Origin of the sequence: Rhizobacter sp. (genome assembly GCA_021153565.1) — a bacterium.
Taxonomy (GTDB): domain Bacteria; phylum Pseudomonadota; class Gammaproteobacteria; order Burkholderiales; family Burkholderiaceae_C; genus Albitalea.
This window is the reverse complement of record JAJKJU010000299.1, coordinates 1-12,985: the sequence shown is the minus strand read 5'-3', so window position 1 is coordinate 12,985 and position 12,985 is coordinate 1. Positions and strand designations below refer to the sequence as shown.

The window sequence follows — 12,985 nt, the reverse complement described above, 5'->3', positions numbered from 1 at the left end:
CTGAGCGTTGGCAAGGTTGTCGATCTGGAATTACACCGCGCCGTTGATGCCGCTGCCGTAGCTGTAGTTGGCCCAATCGAAGAGAAAAGTCACGGGCCCGGTGTCCTGAACCGTGAAGGCACTGGCGTCTGCATTGCCCCAGTTCCAGCCGGTCAATGCCTGGCCGTTGCGATTCACCGCCATCCAACGCAGGTTGGAGCCGCTGCTGCTCAGCGCGTTGAAGCGCAATTGGTCGCCGGCCTGTGCGTCGACACGGTAGGCACGCATCTGATAGACCGACGCGCTGGCCATGCTGACCGACTGCCCGTAGGGCAAGGGCGTGAGTGTGTCGAGGCGACGCCATGTGAAGTCATAGCTCGCGGCGTTGTAGGTGGCAGACACCTCCACGCTGTACTGGCCGGGCTTCAACCAAATCGCCGTGTCCCAGCCCGTGGCCACTACCGCACCATGCGCATCCAGGACACGTGCGCCGCTGTAGTAGTAGGCGTAATAGTCTGGGATGGCATTGCGGTCGAGATACCAAAGCCCAGCCTCGGTGACCGTGAGGCCGTAAGTGAACTGGCTGCCGGCATCCAGGGTGCCACCGGCAGACTCTGTATTGACCAAGGGGTCTGCCGGGGCAGTGCCGTCACAAAGTGCTTCGAAGGCATAGGCGTTGTCGGCAACGGCCTCCTCCGACGGACGCGTCACCCGCAGCAGATAGATGCCAGAGACATCGAGCACCGCATTCAAAGGGGAGCCGCTGGCCGGATTCCATGTGGACAACAGTGATCCATTCGGGGCGAACAACTGCACCGAGCCCGCCCCAGGCCATCGTGTGGACGTGAGATTCAGGCTGTCACCGGCGGCCGCGTTCACGGACCACAGGTCAACGGTACTTTCACCTGCTGCTGTCGAAACGGCTTGAACGGCACCAGGCCGCCGATCCAACTGATGGGGACGCGCAACGGTGCGGGGTGTGAAACCCACGGCCACGGTGCTGCCGTCGCTGGCGCCATGCACCCGCAGCACATACCGCCCCGCGCTGAGCGGGATTTGCCACGACTGATCTGAGCTGCCCGCAGAGAAGTTGCGAGACCACAGGCTCGTGCCATCCGGCGCGATCACATCGCACGTTGCGCCGCCGCCCTGGACGGCGACGTCGGACAAATCCAGCCAGCCCGCGTCATCCAGGCTGAAGCTGTAGTCCGCGCGGTCCTCGCGCGTGACCAGAGACGCCGCGACGCTGCTGCCCAAGGGCAATGGGGTGGAAACCAGCGTGGGTTGGCGCAATGCCGCATCAAAATGCACCGCCGCGCTCGCGGAGTAGTACTGCTTGGCCACCAGATAGATCGGCCCGCTGGCGGCGGGGGTGAAGCTCACCGACGTGCCGTGCGTCCACCCATCTGCGGAAACCGTCCGGCCTTGCGCGTCCACCAGCGTGTAGCGGAAATAGTCCGGGTAGACCGTCGGCACCAGGAAGTCGAGGTTGTAGAAGTGCCCGGCCAACACCTCAAAGCTGTGCACGGCCAGATTGCGCCCGGCTGGTATGTCCCCGCTGAGTTTCGTCACTTCACCATGCGCTTGAGCGACCGATGCCAGGTTCAACAGTTTGAAGCCAAAACTCGGCGTGGAATTGAGGGCATCGGCGGTGATGTCCAGCGAATAGGTGCCCGCGCGCAGACGCCGCACGTCATAGCTTTCTACGCTGTCCAGGTTCAAGCTCAGTTCGTCGCCATTGGGCCCCGTCAGCGTGAGGTTGGCCGCCCCGCCTTGGGGGTCGAGCGCGATGGTTGTGTCTGTGGCCAGGGTGAAACTGTAGTGCTGGATGTCGCCGACATGGGCGATGGAGCCGCTGACCTGGTCGCCCACGGACATGGGAGTCGTGGCCTCGGTATAGCGCCGCAGCACCACGGTAGAAGTCTGTGGCGCGGAGTTGCTGCTGTCTCCGCGCAGGATCAGCACATAGTGTCCAGATTCGGTCAGCTTGATGCGTCGGACAAGCTCACCGCCGTACTGCCATTCGGACGACACCGCGGCGCCATTGGGGCCTATGAGCTGCCAGTATCCATAGCCATCGCTTTGCAACGAAGAATCCAGAGTGAGCAACTCGCCGGCTGTTCCGTCATAGGACCAGGCGGTGGCCCAGCGCCCTTGCGCGACCGTGGCCGTGGCCGTCGTGTCGAGGGCCAGCGGACTGAGGCTGGCCACATCATCCATGCGGATCCGGTAGCTGCCAGGGTTCTCTTTCGTCGCCTGAATGCGCCATTCGTAGCTGCCTGGCGCCAGATCCAGCAACTGGATGAGCGGACCATTCAGGGTGTTCGACGTTGACAGGACCGTAGTACCGGTATCGGTACGCACGAGTTGAGCTTGGTAAGCATCGCCCGTCACACTGACAAGCAAGCGCTTGGCCTCGGTGAGCGTGAATGCGTGGCGCCCCTCGTCTGCAACCTGGGTGAGAGAGTTGATGGCGTCAACGCCGATTCGCAGCGGCGACTGAAGCACCGCAGCCTGGGTGAGCTTGAAACCATAGGTCCCCGTCAAACCCGCCGAGGAATCAGAGCCTCCCAAGATGACACGGTAGGTGCCCGTTTGCGGCGCGGTGAAGATCAGGCTGGTCTGGCTGTACCACCACGGCCCCCCCATTCCGGACGACACGCATTGATCGCCACTCGGATCGAAGATCTTGACGCGCATGCCCTGGTAGTAGGTGGGGTCCGTCGCGGTGGTGAGCACATAGCTTTGGCCGGCCTCCAGGTTCATTTGCAGCACGGCATCTGCCATGCCGTTGTTCAGTTGCAGGCTGACAGGCTGCGCCACGCCGAGCGCTCGGCTGTTGTTCGTCACCTGCACGGTGGCGGTGTAGGTGTCGTTCGCACTGGGATTGGAGTAGTAGTCCGAGCGCTGGACTCGCAAGGTGTAGCGGCCCGCCGCCAAGCCCCAGGCTTTCTCGCCGTAATACGACAGGTTCTCCACCGTGTTGCCGGCAGCATCACGCAAGGTGTAGGTCTTGCTCGAGCCGGTGCTGGCCGTGCCCGACAGCGAGATTTGCGAGGCTTCAGTCAATACCAACGCGTAGTCCACATAGTCATACGACTGCACAAAATGGCCGCTGATGACACCGCCCGCGGGCAGCGCAAGGGCCGCAGCCGGCATGGTGGACAGATCGAAGCGCAGCGCTGTGCTGCCGGTGGCCTGGGTGTTGCGCGCGATGGCCAACAGGTAGTGACCGTCGCGCGGGACGCTCAGCAGTGCGGGCGTGGTGCTGGCTGGATCGCCTTGGGTCTGCAAAACACCAGCGGCATCGTAAAGGCGGAAGAAGTTGCCGGTGCCGGCTCCGTTCAGGGCTCGCAGAAAGGTCTTGAGGTCGGCATCGAGTGTGACGTCAAACAGTTCGTAGGCGTCGCTGGTGCCCACATCCACCGCCACAGGGGTGTCCGTGGTGATGGGGTTTGCGGTGGCGGGGGAGCGCAGCGAAAAGCGCGCCAGCCCAGAGCCACCGCTCAGTTGCAGGGTGTAGGTGCCCGCCGGCAGCCAACGAACAGGAGCATTCCAGCTGCGGCTGCCGCTGTAGTAGAACGACTCATGAAGGGCTCCGTTGGCTTCTACGCCACGCGGGCCACTCAGAGTCCAATTAGTCCAGGTGCCCTCCTGCCACTCCAACGCCATCCAGCCGTCTTGCGCCAAGGTGAAGGTGTAGTTGGGAGATGAGACGTTGGCATTGGTGTCGTTGACTTCGCTGCCAACTGTGACGGGGGTCGCCGCCACCGACGTGGTTGAAGCAGCAGGCGTGCGCGTGAGCGTGTAGGTGAGCGCAGCATCCGTACTGCGGGAGCTTCGCACCAGGCGAACGTACACGGGGCCGCTGGCACTGCCTTGCAAGAATCCACCGTTGACGTTGACAGCCAGGCTTCGCCCATAGGCGTCAAAGGCGCGCACGGTGAAGTCTCCACCAGCCTGTGAGAAGCTGCCCGCAAAGGTGTCGGTCGGCGTGGCGTTGCTCCTGAGCAGCAGAGATGATCCTACCGCCATGTCTGGCAAGGGCACAGGCGCACCGGGGCTCAGCTCAAGCGCCGTCCCCTGCCCCACCAAACTCAGCGTCACGTCACCTACGGCGGTGCCGCCGGTGCGCACTTCGAGTCGGTAGTTGCCAGGCGTGAGGTAGGGCGTCGCGCTGCTGGTCAGGTCACTCGACAGGTTGCTCCAGTCGGACACGACGCCCAGCGGGCCACTCAGGCGCCACTGTGCGCCGGCCGGGAAGCGGTTCGGCTCGATGACCCAAACACCCCCTGTGGCGACCGTCAGGTTGTACGCCAAGCTTTGACCGCTCTGCGTCAAGCTGGCATTCACTGTGGTGGAACCAGCAGGATCCAGATTGAGGGCGGGTGCTGCTGCGTCCGACCACACACCGACACGCAGTTCGCCGCGCCGATTTCCGTTGGTGAACGCAGGATTGGTCCATAGGAAATAGCTGCCCGCAGAGGGCAAGGCAACGCTTGACACCAACCCTTGACTCAGCGATGCGGAGCCTATGAGATTGCCTTGCCTGTCTGTCACCACCCATTGGGAAGATGGCGTGACCGAGGATGGCTCGCGCGTGAAGGTCACGGACATCGTGCCGGCGGCCCCAGTGCGCCCACTGGCTGGGGTGGTGGGAAGATATGTCGAGTTGGGATAGCCGCTCAATCCCAGGTAATAGACCCCGGTGGCGGCCACGCTGTAGGCCATAGGGCTATCGTCCACTGACGCAACCTGCACGCCATTGGCATCGAAAAGCCGCGCATAACCATCCAGCGTGCCGTTGGGTGTGGACAACCGGAAGGTTTCGCCCGCCGCCAGCACCAGTCGGTGGAAATCGACATCCAGGGTGCCATTGACGCCATCACCTATGGTGGCGTTCACCACGACCGATGACGAGGCCCCCACCAGAACGTCAGACGCATCCGCCATGACATCCCCCACATCGCCGACTGACTCGGGTTTGGCCAGCGTGCGCCTCAGTGCCAAACTCAGTAGACCCGGAGCTGCTGCTGCGCTTGCGGGCGCGATGAGTGGATCGTAGTTGGCGTTTGCGGCACGGCTGACACCCAGGTACAGCAGACCGGTAGATGTCGCAGTCCAATCCAACGTGCTGCCCGTCGTGTTGGCGAGTTCGTGACCCGATGTGTCAAACAGACGCAAACACTGCGCAAAGTCGGAGGCCGTCACACTGAAATGCAGTTGATCCCCCGATGCCGCCAGGACGCGCAAGACTTGCACGTCCAACTGGCCAGCGTCGCCAGTTCCCAGATTCACCTGAACATTGCCCGCCGCAGAGCCACCCACCAGCCAGTCGCGCGCTTTGGGCAAGGTGTTGAACGATGCGTCTGCGTCAGGCAAAGGCAAGTGCGCCAAGGACAGGGTCGAAGCCTGACTCACGTCGATACGGTGTACCGCCCCACCCTGTGCTGATCCGGCTGATACGGCAACTGCCTCTCCGGCCGCGACCACGTCGGCCTGACTGGAGTCCAGCAGTCGGAAGGCCACCGTAGCGCCCTGGCCCCGCCCCACCGCTTCCAAGCGCAACTGGTAATGGCCCGCAGCCAGATTCAGAGGTTTCGAAACGCCATCTTGCGTGTCGAGAACAGCTGAGGAAATCGTGCTGCCGGTGTCCGTGTTGACGAGGACCCACTGCGCATTGTTGATAGGGGCGCTGAGTTGATCCCACATCACTTGCGTGGTGCGATCCAGATCAAAGGTATAGGTTTGCGCATCACCCGGCGCCGCCAGACTGACGCTGTAAGTTTGGCCCAGGTTGAGGGGCGCCACCCGTGCGGCGTTTCGGTAAGTCGTGAAGCCGTAGTTCAGCGCTGCGGTTGCACCGCTCTGGCCTTCCACCGACAACCAATATGTTCCCGAGCGCTGCGCCGTGTAAACCCCGGAGTCACTGGTCAGACTGCGTTGGCTTACCGCGACGTTGGCTGTCGGGTCAAACAATGTCCAGGTGCCACCCGTGTTGCCACTGCCTGCTTGCAGGAAGAGACGGTCACCCGCCTCGGCGTTGAAGCTGTAGAGCGCGCCCTGCGCACCGGGTTGCAAAGTGCCCGCCACGGTCGCGCCAGACGTCAGCGGCACGGCGGCTTCCATGCCCATCAATCGGAACGCATAGGTGCCTGTATGGTCGCCAACGCCATCCACCGTCAGCGTGTACTTGCCAGGATCCAGATCCAGGAAGCGATCACCGTTGTTGGTCAATGCACGGAAGTCGAACTGATCCGTCGAGTTCGAACCGCGAAGTTGCCATTGGATTTGATCGCCTTGCACCCCGTCGAACAAGAAGCGGGTACGCTCTTGGACGATGAATTCATAGCGATCCTGCTCACCCGGTTGATCCACCGAACCGTCGACGGTGTGAACGCCCGGCAAGGCGTCGGCCGAGAGCAGAACTTTCGGCTCCAAAGGCTCGACATTCCAGGCCGTTTTACGACGCGCTTGCGATGCGCCCAGTTCGCGTGCCGCCCGGGCAATGCTGTTCACCGGCAGGCTGATCGACGTCTTGAACCGAGCGCCGACCTTGTGCAAGGCGGCATGAGCGGCGAGACGCTTGGACTTGGCACGCATAGAGTTCTCTCCTGAGAGTTACTGCTTGTTGAATTTGCTTCGCAAAGCGCAAAAGCTGCGCCTGGCCGCATTTGGATTGCAGCCAGGGAATGTCGTGTATTGCCTATCAGCAGGCTCGCGGCGCGCATGGGCGGACGCGATGACGGGGGGCGCAACGCCTGGGGCGTGTGCTAGAGCAATGAGGGCTGTATCAGTGGCTTGCACTGAACAACCGTGCTCGACCTGGGGGGCCAAGTTCGACTTGAGCTGAGGCGCGTTTCTCGCACAACTTGCTCACTGGAATCTTCTTTGAGTGACGGCACAGGCTGTGTTCCCAGGACGATTGCACGAAGGCGCAAACCCATTTAAAAACCATGATTTACGCGTGGTTGAATGTAATAAAGTGTTTTTCGCCTGTCAATTGGGGAGCCTTGGGGGGAGCAGGGTAACGACTCCTGCCGTTTCGGAGTCGACCGACGCGAGCAAAGCCGGGCTTTCAGAATCAGGCTCGACCACCCCGTCGTTCGCCGCCGAATCCGTCACATCGATGCGGTCGCATAGATCTCTGCGCTGCAATGTGACCATGACGAAGCGTGATTCCGCCGCCTCCGCCGATGCTGCTTTTGTCGCAGAGTTGCGAGCGCGCATTGCTTCGTCACGGCTTTCCGCAGCACGCGCGGTCAATCGCGAACTGGGTCGCACCCGAGATTTTCGACGCCAGCCTGGCCCCAGCCGTGTGTCTCCTGCTTCTTGAGAATGGCAGCACCGAGATCCCAGTACAGCCGCAACCGATCTGCTGTCGCACCGTAGCATCAGCGCTCGGAGATGCTGCTCCGGGCCGGCGGCCCTTGCGGCCCTTCTCATTGATGTCGCGTGGCTTGGCATCGGCTTCGTTCATGCGACGGCGCACGCCCATGGAGAAGTTTCGCGCGCTCGACGACATCGCGAGCAGGATGCGCTTGTGTCGACAGCGCTGTTGTTCTGCCTGCTTTTCGCTGATCACCTCTTCGATCTCCAGTGTCGGGAGCAGCGGCATGGCTTGGTCGAGCTTGTGGATGAGCTCGAAGTACCGGCGTCCCAGCGCGGATGTGATCCCGACCTCGACCTCGACCTCGAGCGAAACAGTGTCATACGTGGCTGCGCACTCGATGCCGTGGTTCTTGGATGTCGAACCCGCCACGCTGAGCTACGTCGAGGTGAAGGCTCTGGCTTCCGGAAATCCGAAGGTGATTGATAAAGATGAGGTCGGGACCCAAGTGATAGACGATGCGAGCGAAGAGCCCTTGGCGGCTTGACGCTCGAACCTTTAAGGCGAATGGCACCTACTTTGCCCCCTTACGCATGGCCATGCCTCTGTACATGTCGGCGAGCCTGTGCGCGAGGCACCCTCAACCAAGGGGAGGGTTTGGGCCGTCGTCTTCGCATTCGTGGCTCGATACGTCCAGGCCGATGGCCGACCTCGGATTGAGCGATCGACGCAAACAGACGCTGGCGGTCATTCTTGTTGGAAAGACCTCGCGCAGTCCACTCCGTCCATAGCTGCACCGTGTGCTTGAAGCTCAAGCTGCGTGGGTCCACGTTGGCATTGCAGGCGGCCTGCGCCATGAGCAGTAGCTCTTTGTCGTTCATCTGCGGTGTCTGGCAGCTCAGGACGTCCATGCCCGTGGTGGTCTTGAGATTGCGCAGGTCCAGCTCGACGTTCCAGCGTCGCGCGTACAGTGCCGAGAGATCAGCCTTACTGACCCGTCGATGATCGAGCAGCGTGGTAACCAGCACCTGATTGGCGACTTTGACTTCACGCAGCGTGATCGCATCGGGTGCGTTGGCATATTGCTCGGGCGTCATCCACTCGGGACGTGTCGCAGGCTTGGGCCAGCGTACGATGTGATCGCGCGTGCCAAGCGACTGTCCGCGCCGGAAGTCCGTGATTCGCGATCCGTTTTGCTCGAACAGCACATCCACGCCTCGGGCTCTCAGATCGGCGATCAGGAAGTAGTTGCAGTACAGCGCATCGGCGATGCATCACATTGCCTGGATTGAAACCATCGAGATGAAGCTGCTTGCCGCAGCCGATGCGCTCATGAGCCTGTCTGGCCACCGGCGTCAGCAGGTGTGGGACGCGTCGGCTCTTCGTTCGACGCCTGAGCTGTTGCGCGACGCACCCGTCGACGAAGAAATCCTGGATCTGCCGTCGGCGCCGGAAGGTGAAGAGCTTGTCTTCGACCATGCGTCACTCGGACTCAAGCTCCGAAGCCATCCGATGGCACTGTTGCGGCCACACCTGGCGTACCGTTGCGTCCTGACATCTGCTGACCTCAATGCCACACCCAACGGCCGCCTGGTGCGCTACTGCGGCATCGTCACGCTGCGACAGCAGCCCGAGACCGCGAACGGCACCGTCTTCATCTCGCTCGAGGACGAGACGGGCGTGGTCCAGGTCATATGCTGGAAGTCGCTTCGCGACGCGCAGCGGAAGGATCTGCTCCGGTTTCGGCTGCTTGTCGTCCACGGCAAGTGGCAGCGCGAGGGCAACGTCAAGAACCTGATCGCCGGCAAGCTCGAGGATTTGACGCCGAGTGTTGGGCAGGCTGGTGACGGAGAGCCGAGACTTCAAGTAACGGCGCGATCACGAATCATCACTGGCGCGCAAGAGTTGCAGGAAGCGAGTCTTGTCCATGGTTCACGGCAGTGCTTGCCAACCCTCGAGTTCGGCCAGTCTTCGAATGACCCAGGTCGCCTCTGCCTCGTTGACCGATGACGACCCGGCGAGCAATCCTCTATGACACCGCTCAAGGACGTCCTGCTCAGTGATGCCGAGGTCAAAGTGCTGAGCGCGTGCGTATTCGTAGAGATGGTTTGCCAGGTCTTCGCAGAACTCGTAGCGGGCAGTGATAGCTGTCCGCGTCGACGCCGGTTTCAGGCGCCCATCTACGAGGTACAGCGCCATGAACGAGTCGGGGATTTCGAGCTGGTTGTGGTCGTACATCGCTTTCAATCTTGGGTCGCAACCATGTAATGGACTTCGTTTCCGCGCGACTTCGCATCAACTGGCAATATGAAGGCCAGCGCGAACAGAAGGTGGCGAAGTTCCCGCAAAGTCACGTTGGCTGTGGCCCGGCACCATCGGCCCCGAGCGCCGCCTGCAGCGCCTTCTCAACGGCATCAATCCGCTCCTGGCAGACCTTGTACGCGCTCACCGATTCGGTGACCACACGCAAGAGTGTCGTCGATGTTCGGCTCCTTCTGGTCCCGCAGCGTGGCCGCGTGCTTCTGAAGGGTTCCGTACGCTTCCATGAAGCTCGTTGTGCTCGCGCCGACCAAATCGCACGGCGGCCAATCAGGCATCACGACGCCTGAACCTTCTCTGCTGACCATCGCAGTACTTGAACATCAGGCCATCGAGTTGCTGATCGCACCCGTCGGTCGGTGAACATCTTGATCCGGCAACCGACCGATTGCCCGCTTGGAACCTCGCACCGCTCTGGACTAACTCCGCCAGCTTCAAAAAGGGCTGGCGTTCGTGCTCATGGTCGTGATGTCCATCGAGGATCTGAACAGGGTCACGTCGACTCCCGAAACGGAGCCGATGTTCACATTCCGTGATGGCCCGACTGACCATCACCGAGCTCGATCATCGGTCCATCGAATTGGCTGATCACACTCAGATGACCGCGTCCAGATCGATGGCCTGCCCGCCGACGCGGAAGGCGTAGCGCCCTCCGAGGTGTACATGCCGCCAAGCCACCGGCGAGGTCGAGGTCACCAATGCAAGCGCCTTCTCACTCCCGCAGGCCTGGCACCGCGGAAGCAGCCGCGACAGGATCGCCGAGTTGTAGAACACGATCGCGTTGGCAACCAGCGTGCGCATTGGTTGCTGATCTCGATCTCGAGATCCGTGCGCCCGGTGAGTTCCTTCTTGCCGCCGACCTGCGCGATCGCGAAGCGTAGCTGGTGGTACGACTCGATGCGGTTCTGCGAGCGGTGCACGTCGCGCTGCAGCGTCGGGTCGCGCAGGTATCGCAGCGTGTAGATGCTGCGCGCCAGCCTGTCGTATTCGAAGATCGCCCTGCGCGTCGGGTCGACATCGTAGGTACAGAGCTTGCGCACCAGCGTGCACTGCGTCATCTCCTTCAGCCCCAACGTCGCGACGATGCGGTCGCATGTTCGCCTTCTCGTCCCGGATCGCCTGCACGTGATAGGGAATATCGCTGGTGCGCGACATCAGCAAGTTGCCGTGGTTCATCGCCTGGGCGGCGATGACGGCCAGGAGGCTGTCCTCGTCGGCGACCTTCTTGGCGCAGCGTGCAGCGGCGTCAGGGCCGACAGGAACCGGCAGTGCCGGTTCACGAAGCGCAACACGTCGGCCACGTCGCATGACGACAGCTGCTTGTAGAAGGAGTCCGGTTCGTCGTCTTCCGCGGCTGCTGGACGGCGGCATGTCAGCGTGCCCGTGGTCGCGTCGTAGTCGAGGTGTGTCAGCTGGCCTGCGCGTAGCTCCTGGTCGAAGGCCAGCCACTGCTCGTGCAACTCGGTCGACAGGGCTGCGAGCTGCGCGTCCAGCGGCCGGCGCACCCACGGGATGTCGAGTTGCTCGAAGGCCCCGGGCTGCCGCCCGGGGGGCACGGGTTTGGCACTGAGGTGCCGATGTTGATGACTGTCGTCGAGGTGAATCGCCCCGGAGTGCAGGCGCCGTCGCAACTGGCGGTAGACCCAGAACTCGTAGCGATCCGCGTTCATGCCCGTCGGGGGGGGGTCCCAGCAATGGGTGTCCCTACCGTAATTCTCGGCACACCCCCACCATGGTCCGTTCAGCGAAATGACCGACCCGTTCGGAGATTGAAGCTTGCGAATGCTGTTCGCACGCGCCTGCTCTCCGCTTCGACTGCTGCCTTCTCGCGCAAGTGGATGGTCACGGCCGGATACTCATCTTGATGTTGCGATGGGATTCCATCCTCGCGGCCTGTCTCGACCTTGACGACCTCGAAGACCGCGCCGAGGTCGAGGATGCCCTCCCTCTCGGCCTTGTCGTAGTCGCTCAACGGCTCGACCTGCACGACGCCGGCTCGCGTCTCAATGACGAAGTCAACGTTGCCGCCCCTGTATGTCTGCTGTGGCTTTATCGTGACGCTGGTCAGTCGATCGAAGCCCACCACTGAGCCCGGGGCGAAGGACGCGACGGTGTCCCTGTCGAGCTGGACATTGCGACGAACCACCTTCGCTTCACCCTTCTTCAGAAGTTTGATCGTGTCGCCGATCGTCTTCTCGAACAGGAGCATGTCTTCGTTGAACCTCGGATCACGCCGCACGCGAGCGTGGAATTCGGCGAGGTGCCGGTCGAGTCCTGCCGATGTGTATGCCGCAATGAGCGCGAGCCCCGCGTCGGATGGCTGCTTGTTCGGGTCTCTGTACTGGAGCGAATCTCGGGCTTTCGCGACGAGTTGCTTCACGAAACCAATGTTCACGTACTTGGCCAGACACTGCTCGACATTCTTGTCGTCGTCGCCGCCCGATGAGGACCACGAGAGGAAGTTCCGAAGGCCGTGAATGCCCGCACGCGGGGGCTGCAACGGCGCACTGCCTCCTGTCCGCTGTCGCGCCGAGATGGGAGATGACGCAAGCGCCTGCGTCGTCGGCAGTGCGCGCCTGTCAGCGCCGGACACACTCGGCGCGGCCGCGAGGGACCGGGTCCGGATCTGGGGAAGAAGCCGCGAAATTCTCTGCATGTTTCTGGCAATGGCGGTGTCAGACCGGGAGGCCGACTCCATCAGGCAGACGATGCCCATTGGTTCGAACGAGCGCAGAGCATTGGCGAAACGCGGGGTGGCGAAGCGAAATCTTCACGACACTGTCGAACTGATCGAGTACCGATTGTGACCGGCGTCGCTCGGCATGTGGCATGCTTTTCCACGGAGTCCGGGCGTCCAGCCGCAAGCATGCGGTTCAGCACCGCAGCATCCGCCGCTGCTTCGGTGCGTTGGCCCGCATCGCTGCGCGCACGCAGCCGCGTACCTTCAGATCGAACAGCCCTTCCTCGTCCGACGCGTCCATTGCAAACGCTTCGTCCAACCCTGCGCTGGCCTTGCCCCTTTGCTCGTAGACGAACTTGCGGCTTACGCCATGCTCGCCGGCGAGATCGGTGATCGATTCCGAGTTCGCCAACGCCCGAACGGCAAGATCCAGACGTTCGCTCTTGGGCAGCCTCGCCGCCACACTCCCGCATCGATTCATGCTCACGCTTCAGCTCAAAAATGGGGCGCAAGTGTCGGCCATGGCACCCACCCGTCTTCCAGCTCTTCGGGCCCGTGGACGGGTAACCCTTGGTTGAACCACGCCGAGTTGCGCCAGTCCAAGTATTTGAACAACCTCATCGAGCAGGATCATCGGGCGATCAAACGAATCGTGCGACCCATGCTTGGTTTCAAGG

At 62.1% G+C, this 12,985-nt stretch carries 8 protein-coding genes and 3 pseudogenes; 3 read left to right on the top strand and 8 right to left on the bottom strand.

The window, feature by feature from the left end; genetic code table 11:
* Positions 1-30: 30 nt before the first annotated feature.
* The 3 genes and pseudogenes from AC30NL_RS18815 to AC30NL_RS18805 form a co-directional block, all read right to left on the bottom strand.
* A complete protein-coding gene (locus AC30NL_RS18815; protein WP_489465515.1) occupies positions 31-6,582 on the bottom strand; it encodes an LEPR-XLL domain-containing protein in 6,552 nt (2,183 codons plus the stop codon).
* A gap of 634 nt (positions 6,583-7,216) precedes the next feature.
* Positions 7,217-7,741: a hypothetical protein gene (locus AC30NL_RS18810; RefSeq protein WP_489465514.1), complete on the bottom strand. Its 525-nt coding sequence runs from the start codon at positions 7,739-7,741 to the stop codon at positions 7,217-7,219.
* A gap of 155 nt (positions 7,742-7,896) precedes the next feature.
* A pseudogene (locus AC30NL_RS18805) lies at positions 7,897-8,611 on the bottom strand (transposase); the annotation flags it as partial.
* On the opposite strand from AC30NL_RS18805, the gene AC30NL_RS18800 reads away from it, so the two are divergent.
* Positions 8,612-9,319 carry an OB-fold nucleic acid binding domain-containing protein gene (locus AC30NL_RS18800; RefSeq protein ID WP_489465513.1) on the top strand — a complete coding sequence of 236 codons (708 nt, stop codon included), beginning with the start codon at positions 8,612-8,614 and terminating at the stop codon, positions 9,317-9,319.
* 340 nt (positions 9,320-9,659) lie between these two features.
* Here the strand turns inward: AC30NL_RS18800 and AC30NL_RS18795 are convergent, their stop codons facing one another.
* Complete coding sequence (locus tag AC30NL_RS18795) at positions 9,660-9,758, bottom strand: hypothetical protein (RefSeq protein WP_489465518.1); 99 nt, start codon at positions 9,756-9,758, stop codon at positions 9,660-9,662.
* A 95-nt stretch (positions 9,759-9,853) separates the two neighbouring features.
* On the opposite strand from AC30NL_RS18795, the gene AC30NL_RS18790 reads away from it, so the two are divergent.
* Positions 9,854-9,991, top strand: a complete 138-nt coding sequence (locus tag AC30NL_RS18790; protein WP_489465512.1) for a hypothetical protein — start codon at positions 9,854-9,856, stop codon at positions 9,989-9,991.
* A gap of 339 nt (positions 9,992-10,330) precedes the next feature.
* Here the strand turns inward: AC30NL_RS18790 and AC30NL_RS18785 are convergent.
* The 4 genes and pseudogenes from AC30NL_RS18785 to AC30NL_RS18770 all read right to left on the bottom strand — a co-directional run.
* Positions 10,331-10,686, bottom strand: a pseudogene (locus tag AC30NL_RS18785) (Tn3 family transposase); the annotation flags it as partial.
* 114 nt (positions 10,687-10,800) lie between these two features.
* The gene (locus AC30NL_RS18780; protein WP_489465511.1) at positions 10,801-11,298 is read right to left on the bottom strand and encodes a hypothetical protein; all 498 of its coding nucleotides are present in this window, start codon (positions 11,296-11,298) and stop codon (positions 10,801-10,803) included.
* A 71-nt stretch (positions 11,299-11,369) separates the two neighbouring features.
* A complete protein-coding gene (locus AC30NL_RS18775; protein WP_489465510.1) occupies positions 11,370-12,284 on the bottom strand; it encodes a hypothetical protein in 915 nt (304 codons plus the stop codon).
* Positions 12,285-12,501: 217 nt separating this feature from the next.
* The gene (locus AC30NL_RS18770; RefSeq protein WP_489465509.1) at positions 12,502-12,789 is read right to left on the bottom strand and encodes a hypothetical protein; all 288 of its coding nucleotides are present in this window, start codon (positions 12,787-12,789) and stop codon (positions 12,502-12,504) included.
* Between the two features lie 105 nt (positions 12,790-12,894).
* Between AC30NL_RS18770 and AC30NL_RS18765 the strand changes: the two are divergent.
* Positions 12,895-12,985: pseudogene (locus AC30NL_RS18765) on the top strand (IS6 family transposase); the annotation flags it as partial.

What these genes read in the sequence shown, in the direction of transcription:
- AC30NL_RS18815 (WP_489465515.1), bottom strand. Translation starts at nt 6,582, where the DNA reads ATGCGTGCCAAGTCCAAGCGTCTCGCCGCTCATGCCGCCTTGCACAAG.
- AC30NL_RS18775 (WP_489465510.1), bottom strand. Translation starts at nt 12,284, where the DNA reads ATGCAGAGAATTTCGCGGCTTCTTCCCCAGATCCGGACCCGGTCCCTC.
- AC30NL_RS18770 (WP_489465509.1), bottom strand. Translation starts at nt 12,789, where the DNA reads ATGAATCGATGCGGGAGTGTGGCGGCGAGGCTGCCCAAGAGCGAACGT.
- AC30NL_RS18780 (WP_489465511.1), bottom strand. Translation starts at nt 11,298, where the DNA reads ATGAACGCGGATCGCTACGAGTTCTGGGTCTACCGCCAGTTGCGACGG.
- AC30NL_RS18790 (WP_489465512.1), top strand. Translation starts at nt 9,854, where the DNA reads ATGAAGCTCGTTGTGCTCGCGCCGACCAAATCGCACGGCGGCCAATCA.
- AC30NL_RS18800 (WP_489465513.1), top strand. Translation starts at nt 8,612, where the DNA reads ATGAAGCTGCTTGCCGCAGCCGATGCGCTCATGAGCCTGTCTGGCCAC.